The organism is Bifidobacterium italicum, assembly GCF_002286915.1.
Classification (GTDB): Bacteria; Actinomycetota; Actinomycetes; order Actinomycetales; family Bifidobacteriaceae; genus Bifidobacterium; species Bifidobacterium italicum.
Genome location: NZ_MVOG01000028.1, coordinates 20190 through 38624 on the forward strand (window position 1 = coordinate 20190; position 18435 = coordinate 38624).

Consider the following 18435-nt stretch of genomic DNA (forward strand, 5'->3'; position numbering starts at 1 on the left):
ACACGACATACGAACCACAGCAGACAGGGAAGGGAATCATGGACGACACAATCGCACTCAAAGGCATCTTCACGAAGGACATCGACCGGCGCATCAACGGCGTGATCAAGGCGCACGACGACAGGGCCCTCGCCCAAGAGATTGACGAATACGTGCTGACGAACGAGATCCAGCACAACCTCGAGAAGTTCCTGGACGCCTACGACGACCCCGACAACCATGTGGACAACGGCGCATGGATCTCGGGCTTCTTCGGCTCGGGCAAATCGCACCTGCTCAAGATGCTCTCCTTCATCCTCGGCACCGTGCCGGACGCCCTCATCGACAGGAACGGCGACCCGTCGATCCCCTCGCGCGAGCGCATCGTGCGCACGATGATGGCCAAGGCGCACAACCAGGACAACTTCGAGCTCGAGGGCCTGCTCGACCGTTCGCTGCGCATCCCCGCCACGTCGATGCTGTTCAACATCGACCAGAAGGCGGACAAGAGCAAGCAGGCGCCGCTGCTGTTCACGTTCATCGACGTCTTCAACGCCGCATGCGGCTATAGCGGGAGCAACCGCAGCGTGGCGCGCTTCGAACGCGACCTCGATGCCAACGGCAAGTACGAGGCGTTCAAGCAGGAGTTCGAGACCCGTGCCGGCAAATCGTGGCAGGAGGGGCGCGACGAGGCCATCCTGTGGGATCCGGAGATCGGCCACGCCTACGCGGACGTGACGGGCGGCGAACCGCAGGCCGACATCATCGGCCGGTACGAGAACGGCTTCTCCGCAAGCGTCGACTCGTTCACCAACGACGTCGTCGACTGGCTCGACTGCCAGTCCCCCGACCACCGCGTCCTGTTCATGGTCGACGAGGTCGGCCAGTTCATCGGCGACGACACGCACCGCATGCTCGACCTGCAGTCGATCGCCGAGGACCTGAACGCGAAGACGAACGGGCGCGCATGGATCGTCGTCACCTCCCAGGAGAACCTCGACACGATCATCTCCAACCAGAGCCACCGTCAGGGCAACGACTTCTCGAAAATCCAGGGCCGCTTCTCGATCAAGCTCAAGCTCGACAGCGCCGACACGATGGAGGTGATCCAGAAGCGCCTGCTCGCCAAGAAGCCCGAATACGTCCCCGAGCTCGAGGACCTGTGGGAGCGCAAACACGACGATATGCGCACACTGTTCGAGTTCAACGCCAACACGCACTTCCAGGACAACAAGGCCGCGACGGAACCGGACTTCGTCGCCTCCTACCCGTTCCTCAACTACGAGTTCGGCCTGCTGCAGTCCGCGTTCCATGCGATGAGCGACTTCGGCATGTTCAGCGGCAGGCACTCCTCGGTCGGCGAACGTTCGATGCTGTCCGCATGGAGCGCGACGCTGCAGGCCACGGCCGACGAACGCTTCGGCTACCTCGTCCCCTTCGACCGTCTCTTCGACGGCATCAAGGACATCCTGCAAAGCACGCAGACGCACCGCATCACCGAAGCCGACCAACGCCTCGATCCGGATGTGCGCGTCCTCGGCGTGCGCCTGCTCAAAGTGCTGCTCATGGTCAAGCACATCAAGGACTTCAAGGCGACGCCCCGCAACCTGCGCATCCTGCTGACCGACGGCTTCGATGTGGACGCCACCGACCTCGAACGACGCATCCAGGACACGCTCACCGTGCTGGTAAACCACACGTACGTGCAGCGCATCGACGACACCTACGCCTACCTGACCAACGAGGAGCAGGACGTCGAACAGGAGATCAAGAACACCGACATCGACGACGGCGCCGTGACGAAATACCTCAGGGAGACCTTCGTCGACACGGTCAAGACGCTCAGGATCGTCTACGGCAAGCAGCAGACGCCGTTCAGCTACACGCTCAGCATCGACGGCATCGCCCAGGGACGCACCGAACCGATCGGACTGGACCTGCGGACGCACGTCGACGACGTCTCCGACCTCGTGCTTCAGACAAGCGGCGACAGGAGCACGATCTCGCTGCTGCTCGACCAGAGCGACACTAACTTGTTCAACGACATCCGCATGATCGTCAAGACCGACACGTTCCTCAAACGCAACCTCGACGCCACGGACCGGACCTCGACGCGTCAGGCCATCATCATGGCGAAGCAGGCACAGAAGGAAGCACAGGAGCACGCCGTACGCGACCGCGTGCGGCAGGCGATCGCGAAAGGCTCGTTCTACTACAACGGCGCCGCGGCGGACGTGCCCGGATCCGACGCGGCGACCAGGATCACGACGGCGATGGGCGACGTGATCAGGAACCACTACTCCAACTACGCGATGCTCGTCGACCTCGTCTGCCACGACAACGAGATCGACGGCTACCGTGCGGCCGGGGCGGACGAGGAAGGCCGCAAGCTCGCCGGCACCGACAGCCAGATCCAGCGCATCGCGCCGATCACCGGCGACATCGTCGACACGCTCACGCGTAAGACCAACCAGAGGACGACGGTGAGCGTCAGGGACCTCATCGGCATCTACCATGAGGCGCCCTACGGATGGCCGGACGACATCATGCTGTGCATGCTCGCCTACCTGTACGGGGCGCACCGCATCGAACTGGGCATCGACGCGCATCCAATCGCGGACACGCAGCTCGCCGCATTGCTGCGCAACGCGAGGAAACGCGAATCGATCATCGTCACGCTCCCGAAGCGGGTCGATCCCACACACGTCAAACGGCTGGAGGAATTCGCGAGCGCCTTCCTCGACGGCCTGCGCCGCGGGCCGGGCATCGACGCACAGCAGTTCGCCCAGCAGGTGTTCGCGGGCATCGAGAACCGGCTGGACGAGATCAAGGACCTGCAGGCGTCCCACCGCGAGGACAAGGCGATCGTCGACCAGCTCGACGGCCCCATCAACATGCTGTCCTATGTCGTGCGCCAGCAGTCCCCCTGGCTGCTGGAGGGGTTCACCGATGCGGACAACGACTACGGATACGAGGCGGCGCTCAAACAGGATGAGGACGTCATCCGCCCGATTCTCGAATTCTTCAACGGCAAGCAGTTCCGCATGTTCAGGGACAGCCGGCGATGGCTGCAGGACAACCGTCCGAACATCGCCGTGTGCACCACCGACGATGCCGGACAGCTGCAGGCGCAGGCGCAGGCGCTGCTCGACGACCCGGACGTCTACCGCGGCTCCAAGACGCGCCGGCTCAAGGAACTCGTCGACCAGCTGCGCGCAATCGTCGACGAACAGGTGAACGATGAGCGCGCCACGGCGCTGACACGTCTCGACGCAATCGTCGCCGAACTGAAGGATTCTCCCCAGTACCGCGACGCCACCGACGACGCGCAGCGCATGGCGGAACGCAGGCTGGAAAGCGAACGCGCATGGTTCGAGGACGCCTCCGACATCAGCGCCATGCATGTGCGCGCCGAACAGGTGTCCAGAAAGCTGCGTCCGAGCCTGTACAACGAGCTGGCCGCGCATCCGCGCACGCCGGCACCTGTAGTGGCGCAGGAGACGCCGCACGTCGAGAAGGCGCCCGCGCCGGGACATGCGCCGGCCGCGGTCAGGTCGGCGCGGCATCATGTCATCACGATGGACTCCGTCTCCAAACCGGCGGGGTTCAGCTCGCTCAAGACAAAGGACGATGTCGACGAGTACCTCGACGAGTACCGCCGTCATCTGATCGAGGCCATCGAGAACGGAAACGAGATCCTGCTATGAACACGAACCAGCTGCAGCAATTCGCCGCCGACGCCCGCCGTGCGCTGATGGGCGCGATCGAACCGCGCGTGCGGGAGGCGTTGGATCCGGCCTCGGCGCTGTACGCCGACAACAGGACCGCCTGCGAGCATCTAAGGGGCGCCGCCCCGTCGGCCACGGACCACAAGGCCTTCGACGCCTATGTGGAGCAGGTCACCGAACGCTACGCATACCGGTGGTTCAACCGCATCATCGCATTCCGCTACATGGATGTGCACGGCTACACGGTGACGCCGGTCGTCTCCTCGGCCGACCCGAAGAACGTCAACGGCCTGCCCGAGATCCTCACCGCCGCACGCCGCGGCGAATACGACGAACGCGTCTTCGGCCCGGCGATCCGCACGAACGAGGCGATCCGGCAGCGCGTCGAGGCGATTCTCGACGGCGACATCACGACCGCAGACCCGCAAGGCGCCGCCTACGGCCTGCTGATGGCCGCCGCCTGCAACTACTGGCACACCTCGCTGCCGTTCCTGTTCGACGAACCGAACACCATCGAAGGCACGATCGACGTCGTGCTAATGCCGCAGAACCTGCTGGCCGACGGCTCGCCATTGCGCGAAGCGATCAAGGTAAGCATGCGGTGTGGGCGAAGCGAGCGGCAACGTCGAAATCATCGGCTGGCTCTACCAGTTCTACATCGCACCACGCAAGGATGAGGTGATGGCCGGCTTCAAAAAGGGCCGCAAGGCCGGGGCGGCCGAAATCCCGGCGGCGACGCAGCTGTTCACGCCCGAATGGATCGTGCGCTATCTCGTGCAGAACACGGTCGGACGCCTGTGGATGCAGGGGCATCCGGACTGTGCGCTCGCGCAGCAGTGGGAATACTACATCGCTCCCACCGGCGACGATCGGACGGCACAATCGGCCATCATGTCGCCGGAGAAGCTGACCGTATGCGACCCCGCATGTGGTTCGGGCCATATGCTCACCTACGCCTTCGACCTGCTCTACGAGATCTACGAGGACGAGGGCTACGCCCGTTCGGAAATCCCCGGGCTCATCCTCGAACACAACCTGTTCGGCATGGAGATCGACGAACGAGCCGCACAGCTCGCCGCATTCGCATTGACGATGAAGGCGCGCGGGCGCTCACGCGGCTTCTTCCGCAACCCGGTGCTCCCGCACATCGAACAGATTAGGAAGATCGAATTCAGCGACGAAGAGACGGCCGAACTCAATGAGCTGTATGACGTCGCGTTGCCGGCGGAGCTGTGGAACACCTACGCCGATGCGGATGTGTTCGGCTCATTGATCCAGCCCGACGTGATGCTCGCCACGGTCGCCGACAACATCCACGAACCGGAAGCACCGACGCTGTTCGACCCGGACCTCATCGACCGCAGCGACCATGTGCTGGAGCAGACCCGCTATCTGAGCCGCACCTACGCGGCGGTAGTCGGCAACCCGCCGTACATGGGCGGCAAGAACATGAGCCCCCAGCTCAAGCAGTATGTCGAACAGCACTATCCGAAGGGCAAGTCGGACCTGTTCGCCGCGTTCATGCTCCGGTGCATGCGGCTGGTTCCCGAACACGGCTATCTCGGATTCATGACTCCGTATGTATGGATGTTCATCCATACATACGAGGAGCTGCGCAAGCACATCATCGAACATGACCATATCAGCTCGCTCATCCAGCTCGAATACTCGGGATTCGATGGTGCAACCGTGCCGATTTGCACATTCGTACTGCAACGAGGCCACAATACCAAACTCGGCAGTTACATACGCTTGAGCGATTTCCCCGGAGCGCAACAACAGGCCCCACGAACCCGAGAGATCATTACGGCACATAGGGCAAGCCAGCAGAACCTGCCATACGAACATGCTGAGATGAAAGAACACTTCTACGAGGTGGATCAGCAGGAGTTCGCCCAGATTCCCGGCTCCCCCATTGCCTACTGGGTTAGTCATGCCATTTTGGATTTATTCACCCAATTCCCTGAGATGAACTCTCATTTCAAATTACGCGAAGGCATTCATTCTGCCGACAACTTGCAGTTCTTGCGCAGATGGTACGAAGTTTCATTCAACAGAATCATTAGAGATGCAACATCCATCAACGATATTGACCACAAACAGAACGCATGTTGGGTACCATATTGCAAAGGTGGCGAATATAGGAAATGGTATGGCAATAATGAATTTGTAATAGGTTTTGATCTCAAACACCGTGAAATGATGAAAAGTCAAAGAGGTTGCGTCTGGCCCAGCCAATCTCTTTGGTTCAAAGAAGGTGGAACATGGACTGCCGTGTCCTCTGGATCGCTTGGAGTCCGCTATTTCCCCGACGGTTTCCTTTTCGACGCAGGTGGCCAAGTTGTCGAAGGAATCAATGTACATAAAGCTATCGCAGAACTCAATAGTTCGTTGTATGAAGTAATAGCAAGATTAACGATGCCGACACTGAATTTTAAATGTGGAGTCATCAGCAAGCTCCCCGACTTCAGCCAATCAATGGATTTTGACGAAGAACTGATTGGCTCATGTATCACTACTTCCAAAATGGACTGGGATTCTTCAGAGCTTTCTTTTGATTTTCACACACCCTGTATTTTCACAAGCAAAACGGGCTCACTGCTGGATGCAATCCAAGACACAGAAAACCAATACTTGCAAGAATGCCGCAAACAGCAGCTTAGGGAGATTTCTAATAATATAAAAATAGTAGAGCAATGCTGTCCCGAAGGAGACGTTTCATGCGATGTCCCGCTCGAACGTGTCTCCCTCAAGCGCAACAAGGCCTTCGCCTATCCGAAGGCGAGCCCCGAGGAGCGTGACGAGCTGTTCACGCTCGACCTGGTCAAGGAGCTCATCTCCTATGCGGTCGGCTGCATGTTCGGACGGTATTCGCTTGACAAGCCCGGGCTGATTCTCGCCTCGCAGGGCGAGACGATGGACGATTTCCATACCAGGGTGCCGTATCCGTCCTTCGAGCCGGATGCGGACAACGTGATCCCGATGTGCGAGGGCGACTATTTCGACGACGACATCGTCGTGCGCTTCCGCAGGTTCATCGCCGTCGCGTTCGGAGCCGAGCATCTCGAGGAGAACATCGCCTATATCGAACAGGTGCTCGGCAAACCGCTGCGCAAGTACTTCGTCAATGATTTCTACAACGACCATGTGAAGATGTACTCGAACCGTCCGATCTACTGGCAGTATTCGAGCCGCACCGACAACAAGGGCGCGTTCAAGGCCCTGGTGTATCTGCACCGCTACACGCCGTCGACGACGAGCACGGTGCTCGCGTATCTGCGCGACTACATCGCACGCGTCTCCGGCTACGCCGCGATGCTCGACGAGTCGGAAGCGGCCAAGGACCTGCGCGAGGCGGACCGGCTGCGCAAGATCGTGACCGAATGCAAGACCTACGAGGACGACGTGCTGTACCCGCTGGCCACGCGCAACATGCCGATCGACCTCGACGATGGCGTGCTCGTCAACTATCTGCGCATGGGCAAGGCGGTGCGCACGATCACGGCGATCGAGAAGAAGCGCAAGGACGTGGAGACATGGACCTGGCCGGTGCATCCGCTGGAACGGCAGTGATGCGACGCTGGCGCTCCAGCAGTAGGTCATATGGACGGAAAAGGCAAGGTTGATACAACGATGAACGCATTGGGTGCCGTGGCGGCGATGCTCGCGAAACGATACGCCGAACCCGGCGAGCACGGCCGCATCGTGTTCTGGCTCGACGAGGCGGGCGACTACGCCGACGAGGTACAGACGATGTTCGGCCCCGAGTCGACCTATGAGGAACTGCGGAACGTCGAGCTCATCATCGGCGGCGATACGCCGTTCACGGACCGGTACACGATGACGGCGCAGCATCCCGACCGCAAATTCGCCGTGTATCTGCACGGCGAACAGCCGGCGCCCGAGGACGACTGGCTACTCGACATGAAGCTCGCCTATGCGCCGACGTTCTCGGCCGACCGTCTCTCGATGACGCTCACCGAGCTGGCGCCCGACGCCTCCGAAGAGACGAAGGAGGCATGGCTCGCCGTGATGCGCAGGACGCCGCAGTTCTTCGAATCCAAGCAGCAGGTGAAAAAACTCGCCGCACGCCTCACCGCGCAGGACGACACACGGCAGCTGCAGGCGAAGATGGTCGCCGTGCTGCTCGGCCTGCCGCATGGGCAGCACAGCCTGCAGGACATCTGGCGCACATTGCTCGCCAAGGACGCCGACGGCGACGACGATGGCATCCGGAAGATAGAGCAGATGGGATTGGGACCGTTCCACTGGCATGGCACCGAGGCGATCTACCACTACCCTGCCTCCGACAGGACGGAAGCCAACCGCACCGTCAAGGATTTCAAACTGTGGCTGCTCGAACTCGCTTGGAACGGCTTCGTCTCCCCCGGCCATGACGAGAGCTACTACGCCGGCGTCCGCCGAGATTTCACCGGATGGTGCAACGATGTGCACTTCCGCGAGACGATGCGACACATCACGGATTCGGCCTCCGAGGACCTCGACATCCCATCGCGCGTCGCCGGCATGGACATCGACGCACTCGCAGCGCACGGCCTGTATCGAGCGGTGGATCAGGCGCTCATCAGCCGCCTGCTCGAACGGCTCAGCACCCAGTCCATCACGGACACCGAGGTGCAGCGCATCATCAACGATCGCACGGAAACACTCTGGTACGACGTCTTCGCCAAGGACTATCAGGCCATTGCCGCCGCGAGCGCGTTGCGCGCGACGCTCGACGCCGTCGACGGCCATATCGAGCTGCAGTCGCCGCGGCAGGGCTTCGAGGCCTATACGTCCCATTACTTCACCATCGATCAGGCGTACCGCCGATTCCGCGCGGCCTTCGATATGGCACCGGACCTCGACGCCCCGGCGGTCGGCAACGAACTGGAGGCCGACTATGTGCGGTTCCAGCTGGAGCTCGGCGCCGCCTGGCAGCGACAGCTGAACACGTTGGACGCGTGGCGCATCGACGGTGTGGCCAATCAATGGGACTTCTTCCGCAACAAGGTCGATCAGCCGTTCCTCAAGGCGAACAGGAAGGTCGCCGTCATCATCTCGGACGCGCTGCGCTACGAGGTGGCCGAGGAGTTCTCACGGCGCATCGAAGCGGAAAGCCGGTACACCGCGTCGATCAGCGCCCAGCTCGGCGTGCTGCCGTCCTATACGCAGCTCGGCATGGCGGCGCTGCTGCCCCATGAGCGGCTCGCGCTCGACACGAGATCGGCGAGCGCGTTGCCCGATGGCCTCGTGCTGGCCGATGGCCGTGCCTCCGGCGGAACCGACAACCGCGACACCATCCTGCAAGACCATCACGGGCATGCCATTCAAGCCAAGGACCTCCTTGCGATGCCCACCGGCGAGGCACGGGAGCTGGTGAAGTCGTGCGACGTGCTGTACGTCTACCATGACGAAATCGACAAGGAAGGCGACAAAGGCGACGAAGACAAGGTCTTCGGCGCCTGCGAGCGCGCAATCGGGACGCTCATCACCATCGTCAAGAAGCTGGCAAATGCGAACGTCAACAACTTCCTCGTCACCGCCGACCACGGCTTCCTGTACCAGCGCAGCGAACTCGACGCGGCCGAATGGCTCAGCGAAGTGCCGCACGGCGACGCCGTCTGGATGAAGAAGCGCCGGTTCTCGACGGGTTCGCGTCTGGTGCCCAACGAGGCGTTCATGACCTATACGGCACAGCAGGTCGGACTGTCCAACACCCCGGATGAGGGCGTCACGATCCAATTACCGAATTCGATCCTACGTTTACGCCGTCAGGGCGACGGCGCGAAGTACGTGCATGGCGGCGCATCGCTGCAGGAGATCGTCGTGCCGGTCGTCGCAATCAACAAGGGACGTTCGTCGAGTGGCGATGTACGGCCGGTGCGTTTCGACATCCTGCAGAGCACGGATCGGATCACGACGGGGCAGATCACCGTGGACTTCCTGCAGGCCGAACCGGTCGGAGGCAAGGTCCGCGAGCGCACGGTCTTCGTCGGTCTCTACGGCCGGAGCAATGATGACGACGATGCAACGCTCATCTCGAATGAGACGCCGATCGCCTTCAATTCCACGTCGAAGGAGGCCGCGAACCGGCATAACCGGGTCACATTCATGCTCACGCCGGAGGCGGACGCCTTCAACGGGAAACCGATCATGCTGCTGTGCCATGAGAGCGTGGCCGGTTCGAGCGCGCGCAGGCCGTTGGAACAGAAGGCGCAGTTCACGCTCAGGCGCGATACCCAATCGGGCGATAATGATCTGCTGGATTGGAACTGACGGACAAGACAGGATAGGAAGGGATAGCCAATGACCGATACCATGCAACATGAGCTGAGCCCGTTGGACAGGAAAATCACTGACGCGTTCCCGCAGCACACCGTGCGCAAGGATCTCGTCGGGGAAATCAAGGGCAACGCGGTCGTGCCCACCTATGTGCTCGAGTTCCTGCTCAGCCAGTTCGCCACGACAACCGATGCGCTCAGCATCGAATCGGGTGTGCGGCGCGTGCAGGAGATCCTCGCCCAGCATTACGTGCACCGCGACGAGGCGATGCTGGTCCAGTCGAAGATCCGGGAGAAGGGGCATTACCGGGTAATCGACAAGGTGCAGGTGACGCTCAACGAGAAGCTCGACCGGTACGAGGCGAGCTTCTCGAACCTCAATATCCGGCAGGTGGTCGTCGATCCAGACATCGTGCAGAAGAACGAGAAGCTGCTCGTGACCGGCATCTGGTGCATCTGCCGCATCGGCTACGCCTACACCGGCGAGAAAGACGAGGTGCCGTGGCGGCTGGAAAGCCTCAGGTCTGTGCAGATGGCGACCGACGACGTGCACAACTTCATCGAGGGACGCAAGAAGTTCTCGACGGAGGAATGGGTCGACCTGCTGCTGCAGTCGATCGGCTTCAACCCGGAGCTGTTCAGCGACCGGGCGAAGCTGCTGCTGCTCGTACGCATGGTGCCGTTCGTCGAACGCAACTTCAACGTCGTCGAGCTCGGCCCCAAAGGCACCGGCAAGTCGCACATCTATTCGGAGTTCTCGCCGCACGGCATGCTCATCTCGGGCGGCGAGATATCGGTGGCGAAACTGTTCGTCAACAACGCCACCGGACGGGTGGGACTCGTCGGGTTCTGGGACACGGTCGCGTTCGACGAGTTCGCCGGCAGGAACAAGAAGGCCGGCAAGGAACTCGTCGACATCATGAAGAACTACATGGCGAACAAGACGTTCTCGCGCGGCGTCGAACAGATCCCCGGCGAGGCGAGCCTCGTTTTCGTCGGCAACACCGACCATGACGTCCCCACGATGCTGCGGACATCGGACCTGTTCGAGGCACTGCCGTCGCAATACCACGACCCGGCGTTCCTCGACCGCATCCACGCCTACATCCCCGGCTGGGAGTTCGAGCAGATCCGCTCGGAGATGTTCACCGACGGCTACGGCTTCGTCGTCGACTACCTGGCCGAGGTGCTGCACAACCTGCGCGACCTCGACTACAGCGACCGCTTCAACCCGTACTTCGAACTCTCGTCGTCGCTGTCCACGCGAGACAAGGACGGCATCCGCAAGACCTTCTCCGGCCTGATGAAACTCGTCTACCCCTCCGGCGAGGCGTCGGCCGAGCAGATCGAACTGCTGCTGCGCTTGGCGATCGAGGGCCGCAAACGCGTCAAGGACCAGCTGTGCCGCATGGACGCGACGATGACACCGGTCGACTTCGCCTACACGAGGATTGGATCTGAAACGCCGATCGCTGTCAAGACCTTCGAGGAGATCGACTACCCGAAACTGTACTGGCGTCGACGCACCGACGACGAATCCGACGAGGACGACGGCACGATCCCCGAAGGCGCGTTGCCGGAAGCGGAGGAACCACAGGCCGCTGCTCCGAACAAGAACGCCGCGAATGCGCGCCCGGCGCTCTCCGCGGTGGAGCGCATGCAGGCGCTCGCGAAACCCGGCGAGGTGACGTTGGAGGAAAACGAGCGCGGCTACTCCTACAATAGGCTGTTCGGCCCGTATGTCGCCGGCGCGCGGCAGATCGAACTGACCGACCCGTACATCCGCGTCGCCCATCAGATGAGGAATCTGGCAGAATTCCTGGAAATGGTGCGCAACAACTCCGATCCACATCAGCGCGTCCATGTGCACCTGATCACGAAGGAGGACGAGGAGGCCTACCGGGCACGGCAGCAGCTGGAGATGCTCGGACAGCTCGAGCACAACTACACGCAGATGGGCATCGACCTGACATACGCCTTCGACGAGACGATCCACGACCGGCAGCTGCGCACCGACACCGGATGGAAGGTCTCGCTGGGACGCGGGCTCGACATTTTCCAGAAAGGCAACGAATCCGACTGGCTCAGCCCGCAGAACCGAATCCAGCAGATGCGCCGCGTCAAATCCTGCACATTCATCTACCGCAGGGACGATGACGCACTGGCCGAGCAGGAGATGTAGGCAGGAACCGCCGTCGCCTCTCCCCTGTGAAAACGCTGTCATGGTGTACATCGCAGGCGGGGGCAATGGCCGCGCTCAGCAATAGCGGCCTATATGGGCACCGATGATATACAAGCAATCATGAATCCACGGGGGTAACAATGTGGGTAACCGAAAATGTTGAATTTCCAGATGAACTCGTCAATGCGGCGCTCAACGATGAGCTGGTCCTCTTCGTCGGCTCCGGCGTATCCCTTGACGCTCCCGCCAATCTACCGTCGTATCAGGGACTGGTAAAGCAGCTAGCGGATGAGCAAGACGTAGAGCCACCAGAGCCCAAGACGCCGCTGGACGGTTTTCTCGGCAAACTCCCCGACAGGAAAAGCGCGCACGAGCGAACGCTGCAAATGATGAGCGCCACCAACGCGAACTGCAACGAAACCCATAAAGCGATCATGCGCGTCGCGAAAGCCATGAAGACGAAGCGCATAGTCACCACCAACTACGACGTTCTCTTGGAAAAAGCCGCAGACTCCCTGTCCATGGATATCGATCGCATCTATCGTGGTCCGGCGTTGCCGCTCGGATCTTCCTTTGACGGCATCGTCCACCTTCACGGTGACATACACAGCAGGCCAGACGAGATCATTCTCGACGATCGGGACTATGCGCAGGCATATCTGCTGGAGTCATGGGCATCCAGATTCCTCGTTGAGATGTTCAGCCACTACTCTGTTCTTTTCATCGGCTATGGGATATCCGACCCCATCATGCGATACCTCACCTTGGGCGGCATCTCACAGGATCATCCTCATTTCGCGCTCTCCGCAGCAGGCGACAAATACAAAGAGGAACACGAGAGTTGGAAAGAACGCAACATCGCCACGATACTGTTCCCATTATCGTCTGGTTCATCATACGAAGAGCTTCCCAAGGCACTGAACTCCTTCGCCGATCAGCTGTGCGATGACTATCTGACGAAGAAAAGCCGCATCGAAAGAATTGTCTGCAGCGCACCTGCAACGATCACGCGGGATGACCGTGATTTCCTGATCAGGGCACTGCACACGACCGAAGGCATACAATGCTTCACAAACAACATAACGCGTCAAGATAACGAAAGCATGCAAGAATGGGTGCTCTGGTTATTGGAAGATCCCGCTACATCGCACCCGTTCACCACATCCCAAGCCTTGACCGATGAGGAATTGCTGCTTTGTAGACAAATCACCAACATCTTGGCGTCAGAAAAATATGCAGACATCTTATGTATACTGCTGATTCAGATTCAGCATGACGCCGGAGACCGGTTCTTCAACGGATGTTTCAACCTTCTCATACATGCATGCGAAAACCTGCAAGAATGGGCAGTGAAGCCACTGACAATTTTACTGTCATCTAACCCAAGAAAGCAATTGACACCTATTTATTACCTTCACATCAAACCACTTCTATCAATCGATTTTCCAGTATATCTTCTATCACAGTTCATCTTCCCGGTTGCGTCATATAGACAAGAGGAAAGAGCAACATACACTACTGTTTTCTGGTCAGCAGAAGTCGTCGACCGACACGAAGACAAGCCAATAAATGATAACTCGATTTATTATTCAAATGATTTTATAGAATTTGTAGAAGATTCAATAAAGCAATGTTCCCAATATGAAACAAAAAGTAAATTATCTGTCATGTACAGACCCGCGATAGAGCCACATAATCAGAATCAACGACGTGACAAGACCTCCTCGTTCTTCATAGAAGTGCTTCGCGAATATGCTAGATACCATGCAGATGACAATCAGGCGATCGCAGAACGTTGGTGGAAAAGCAGCGTACCTCTTCTTCAGCGCCTATCCATTTCTGCTATCACGATGTCCAACCGTACCGCAGACAGTAAGCTCAGCTCGATTCTGAATAAGGAAATAATCGCTAACATTACAAATCATATGTGGCTATGGCATGAACTCATGCTTCTTCTTCATACTTCCATAGTCGAAGCCTCCCCTGATATACGCAGTGCACTTTTACAAGAGATTCAAAGTATCAGCACTAACGAAACATACAACGACCAAGATGTTACCAGAACACGGTATGACATGCTGGATTACATGCTTAGGGCATTGCCAGAGAACTCTTGGAAGGAAGCCAATGATCTCACAGAATACTTTGCACGAAAATACGATTATAGACCTATGGAAAACTCTGATTTTCATATTTACCATTATCCAGCCCAGTGGCAGTTACCACAAGAAATAGTAGACGATAAAACATTTCTAGCAATGCTATACAATACTCCAGCACAGCTTCTTTCACTTCTTTCCTCAAAAGACAATCTTCAGGAGACCAATAATACATTCTTCTATCAAATCCCGAGATTGGCAGGAAATGATGCTCATGCTGGACTCGAGCTTTGGAACCTTACACCATCAGATCATGACAAGAATCTGCGCCTTCAAGAGGCCGTTCTCAAGGGATGGGCATATCACAAACAATCACCTGCTGATCTAAGTTCAATCATCACCCACCTTAAAAAACTTCCTCAAGAATCCTTGAGCTCATTCAGCGATATCATCATTCGCTTGATCCATACACAGATGGAGAAAACCAATGATGAGATCCCTGAGGACGCGCTCGTCTGGATGGACTCATTCGCTACCATGCAGTGGAGCGAACGACATGATTCCTTTGTTGCCCAAGACCGCACCAATTGGGAAAACGACCCAATCACTCTTTCGCTGAACCGATGGCCAGGTGAGCTGGCATGGTATTGGGTGCACAGGATTCAATACAGAAAGGAACACAGTTCATCCGAGTGGTCCGGATTCAACGAAGTCGAGCGCAATGCATTATCCCAACTTGCACAGGCCGAGGGAGATCCGGCGTTCGTCACACATCCGCCGTTGCTTTTCAATATGAATCTTCTTCACGAACTTGACGACGACTTCACGGAGAAGATCATTCCACAGATGCTTCAAACAGATGACGCCGTCATGGTCTGGAGAGTCATCACACAGTATCATAAGCAGCCCAACCTGCGACTTATGAGGCTTTTCTTCTTTAAGAACCTGCAAAGCGTACTCAAGAAGAGGTTGGACACTGATTCCAGATTTACCGAAGGACTCATGAACATCATATTTCGAGTGCTCAGCGTCCCGGATTTCAATAAAGACGAGAAGAAGCAACTCCTACAAGCTGTAGTAAACGAGCCTAGCCATACAGCAAAGGTCGCTCTGATGGATTACACGGCTCTGCGACTCGAGGACGCCGATCAGAGTATTCGTGATTTAGTATGGGAACGCTGGCTCAGAGACTACATCAACTCTCGTTCCCGGAACATAGGAACACAATGGAGCAACGAAGAAAGGGCCCAGTTCTCCAGACTGATTCCGATGTTGGGAAATCATACCACCAAAGCTACGCATTTGCTCGCAGACAAGCTGCCTGATTATTCAGATACGGAAACTTACCACATCCATCAAATGTTCGATATTGACGTCCACATCAGCGCGATGGACGAAGACAATATCAAAGCATTGCTGTCTTTCTATTCTCAACTGATACGAATTCCGTCGATTCGCAACAAGATATCTCCTGACGAAATCAGCCGCCTACTCGCCCATTTGAAGGATGCAGCCACATACAGCGAATATGATGCATTAGTCCAGTCGGCGAAGGACTACGATCTGTACGACTGAGCGATGCACGCTTTACACCATATGAAGATTACCATGATGATGCAATGCGCGTGCGCTCCCCTTACGTGCCGCAGCTTGCAAGCAGGGCACACCCCTCTTTCTCCCCTTCTACCAGCAGCAGCACGATCCTGCGGCGGCTCATAGCATCCTCTCCAGATCATTGGTCGGAACGTGCTCCAATGACCGCAGCCCGTGCTCCACGTCCTGCTCGGTGCGTTCGTCCACGCCGCCGGCCAACGTGAATCCGACGCCGAGCATCTGCGGCGATGTGCACTTGTAGAGGTCGGCGACCTTGCCGCCGCTCTGGAGCGCCTGGATGTACTGGCGACGCGGATTGTTCGTGCGACCCACCGTCATGTACGGAATGAAACGGTGATTCGGATCGAGCGTGGACAGCACGATGGTCTTCTGGGGAAAATCCATGCGTTCCATCGGCCGTAGATTGTGCGCGGTGAAGATCAGCTGCCCCTGCGCGTTGCGGGAGAACTCATGCAGCATCTCGCCGAGCAGGTATTCGAACACGCCTCCGTCAAGCTCATCTATCGTCACGAGCACGTCGGGATCGTTATAGGCGCGAATCAGATAGGCCAGCATGCCCACGATGCGCGTCACGCCCTCCGATTCGTGCATGAGCGGCACCTCGACCCCATCACGGACGCTCATCAGCACCACCTCGTTGGCGGTCGAACCATCAGGAAGAATGGTGGTTCCCATATTCCTGACCTTGAGCGTCATGTCGTGGACCAGATAGGGCATGATCTGGTTGAAGTCGCCAAGGCTGCGATTCAGTTCCGCCAGCTCGGAATCGTTCAGATTATTGACGTCGCCCATGGAAAACACCAGTTCACGCGGACGTTCCGTCTCGCTCGGGACGGAAATCGGCAGGAGGTTGTAGCTGACGATCGAGTTGTGTTGGGTCGACAGCAGAAACATGCGCGTACGCGCCCAGGATTGCAGCTCCTTCATCACGGCGAATGCCGACGGATAATGCGCAAGCCAACGCTGAACATCCTTCGCCAGCGGTTTCATGCCGCCTTCCGCGGCCGTTCGCAGGTAATCAAGGAACGTATCCGAAAACAGGAACGAACGGCGCTCGAGCGACGCACGCTGCTCCCCAAGCGCCACCGCCACCTTGTCATCGACCGCAGCGACGATACTCTGCCATCTGGTGATCGGTGACAAATCGAGACGATTGCGCTCATCAGCGGTATACCGCACAAACGGACGCCCGAGTCGACGCTCCGAATCGCTGACGCACACCGATTCCTGCGCAATACGAAGAACGTTGTCGATCCGCCGGTAGACGACCGTGTACTTGAGGTATCGCTCGCCGTCATCAACACGGACGCGGAACAACGCGGACAGTTCGGCCTCGCTTTCGCCTATGGACACGAGTTCGGTCGCTTCCTCGGGCAGTGGTTCGCCACTGATGGTCGGGCGAAGCAGACGGATGGCGTCAAGCACCGACGTCTTGCCGCTGCCGTTGGCGCCGTAGATGCCGGTGACGCTGCCAGCGGAGGGCAACGTTTCGAACGTGATCTCACCGTTGCCGATGTTCCTGATGTTGTGCAATGTAAGAGCCAGCAATCGAGCCATGAACGCTGTCCTCGTTTCTCAGTTTCTTTGTGAATCGCGATAAAAAAACGTGATTCATCAGTTACTGCAGCCCAAAGAGACCATCTACGCAACATCGTGGTATCACCGTCCGCGAGCGCATGCGTGCTCCGATGGCTTCGCACGAGGCGTCATGCATGCCGCAGTGCAGACAGTCGTCGCACCGGTACACATCCATGCGACACAACGCGTGGTGTCCCTCCGAGGAGGGGCACCACGCGAAAAAACGTCATTTCGGCGCCGTTATGGGCGCATCATCGGCTCACGCCCCGTAGCGCGCCAGGTACTCCTCGGCGGCGCCGGCGATCTCGTCGGTCACGTACGGCACGCCCTCCTCGTCGGCGAGTTCGCGGCCGGCGGCGAAGATCTCCTTGACGTTCGCGATCGCGAACACCGGGAATCCGAACTCGTTCTGCACGTCCTGCACGGCAGACAGATCAGAGTCCTTCGTCTTCTCCATGCGGTCGACGGAGAGCACAAGTCCGACGATGTTGACGTCGGCCTGCTCCTTGAGCTTGGGGACGACCTCGCGCACGGCGGTGCCGGCGGTCATCACGTCGTCGACGAGCAGCACGTTCATGCCGTCCTCGAGCGGCTTGCCGACCATCGTGCCGCCGTCGCCGTGGTCCTTCCTCTCCTTGCGGTCGAAGGTGTAGCCGACGGTGACGCCGTAGTTGAGTTCGAGCGCGATCGACGTGGCGACAGCGAGCGGGATGCCCTTGTACGCCGGGCCGAAGATCGTGTCGATGCGGGCGGGCAGCTGCTCGTCGTCGATCTCGGTCTGGATCTTCTCGGCGTAGAACGCGCCGAGCGTCGCGATCTTCCTGCCGTCGTCGAACGCGCCGGCGTTGATGAAGTACGGCGAGCGCCGTCCGGACTTCAACGTGAAGTCGCCGAATTTGAGGGCGTTCGATTCGAGCAGGAACTTGGTGAATCGATGGTCGAGTGAGTCGAACATCGTGTCTCCTTCCGAA

At 58.5% G+C, this 18435-nt stretch carries 8 protein-coding genes; 6 read left to right on the forward strand and 2 right to left on the reverse strand.

Annotation, left to right across the window (positions count from 1 at the left end; genetic code table 11):
- Positions 1-38 precede the first annotated feature (38 nt).
- From brxC to B1400_RS07205, 6 genes are all read left to right on the forward strand, one after another.
- A complete protein-coding gene (gene brxC, locus B1400_RS07185) occupies positions 39-3686 on the forward strand; it encodes a BREX system P-loop protein BrxC (protein ID WP_095613737.1) in 3648 nt (1215 codons plus the stop codon).
- Positions 3683-4384, forward strand: a complete 702-nt coding sequence (locus tag B1400_RS09955) for a BREX-1 system adenine-specific DNA-methyltransferase PglX (RefSeq protein ID WP_235607378.1) — start codon at positions 3683-3685, stop codon at positions 4382-4384. Before brxC ends, B1400_RS09955 begins: the two co-directional genes overlap by 4 nt.
- Positions 4311-7280 carry a BREX-1 system adenine-specific DNA-methyltransferase PglX gene (gene pglX, locus B1400_RS07190; RefSeq protein ID WP_235607379.1) on the forward strand — a complete coding sequence of 990 codons (2970 nt, stop codon included), beginning with the start codon at positions 4311-4313 and terminating at the stop codon, positions 7278-7280. The genes B1400_RS09955 and pglX overlap by 74 nt, the downstream gene beginning before the upstream one ends.
- A gap of 60 nt (positions 7281-7340) precedes the next feature.
- A complete protein-coding gene (gene pglZ / locus B1400_RS07195) occupies positions 7341-9986 on the forward strand; it encodes a BREX-1 system phosphatase PglZ type A (RefSeq protein ID WP_235607380.1) in 2646 nt (881 codons plus the stop codon).
- Between the two features lie 30 nt (positions 9987-10016).
- On the forward strand, positions 10017-12173 hold the full coding sequence (brxL, locus tag B1400_RS07200) for a BREX system Lon protease-like protein BrxL (RefSeq protein WP_095613738.1): 2157 nt from the start codon (positions 10017-10019) through the stop codon (positions 12171-12173).
- A 140-nt stretch (positions 12174-12313) separates the two neighbouring features.
- Complete coding sequence (locus B1400_RS07205; protein ID WP_095613739.1) at positions 12314-15847, forward strand: SIR2 family protein; 3534 nt, start codon at positions 12314-12316, stop codon at positions 15845-15847.
- A 138-nt stretch (positions 15848-15985) separates the two neighbouring features.
- Here B1400_RS07205 and B1400_RS07210 read toward each other — a convergent pair whose 3' ends face one another.
- Both B1400_RS07210 and pyrE read right to left on the reverse strand, forming a co-directional pair.
- The gene (locus B1400_RS07210; RefSeq protein ID WP_095613740.1) at positions 15986-17443 is read right to left on the reverse strand and encodes an AAA family ATPase; all 1458 of its coding nucleotides are present in this window, start codon (positions 17441-17443) and stop codon (positions 15986-15988) included.
- A 280-nt stretch (positions 17444-17723) separates the two neighbouring features.
- The gene (gene pyrE, locus B1400_RS07215; protein WP_095613741.1) at positions 17724-18419 is read right to left on the reverse strand and encodes an orotate phosphoribosyltransferase; all 696 of its coding nucleotides are present in this window, start codon (positions 18417-18419) and stop codon (positions 17724-17726) included.
- Between the last annotated feature and the right edge of the window lie 16 nt (positions 18420-18435).

Bases quoted from the DNA above. Each gene is read 5' to 3' on its own strand.
- brxC (WP_095613737.1), top strand. From the start codon at position 39: ATGGACGACACAATCGCACTCAAAGGCATCTTCACGAAGGACATCGAC.
- B1400_RS09955 (WP_235607378.1), top strand. From the start codon at position 3,683: ATGAACACGAACCAGCTGCAGCAATTCGCCGCCGACGCCCGCCGTGCG.
- pglZ (WP_235607380.1), top strand. From the start codon at position 7,341: ATGAACGCATTGGGTGCCGTGGCGGCGATGCTCGCGAAACGATACGCC.
- brxL (WP_095613738.1), top strand. From the start codon at position 10,017: ATGACCGATACCATGCAACATGAGCTGAGCCCGTTGGACAGGAAAATC.
- B1400_RS07205 (WP_095613739.1), top strand. From the start codon at position 12,314: ATGTGGGTAACCGAAAATGTTGAATTTCCAGATGAACTCGTCAATGCG.
- B1400_RS07210 (WP_095613740.1), bottom strand. From the start codon at position 17,443: ATGGCTCGATTGCTGGCTCTTACATTGCACAACATCAGGAACATCGGC.
- pyrE (WP_095613741.1), bottom strand. From the start codon at position 18,419: ATGTTCGACTCACTCGACCATCGATTCACCAAGTTCCTGCTCGAATCG.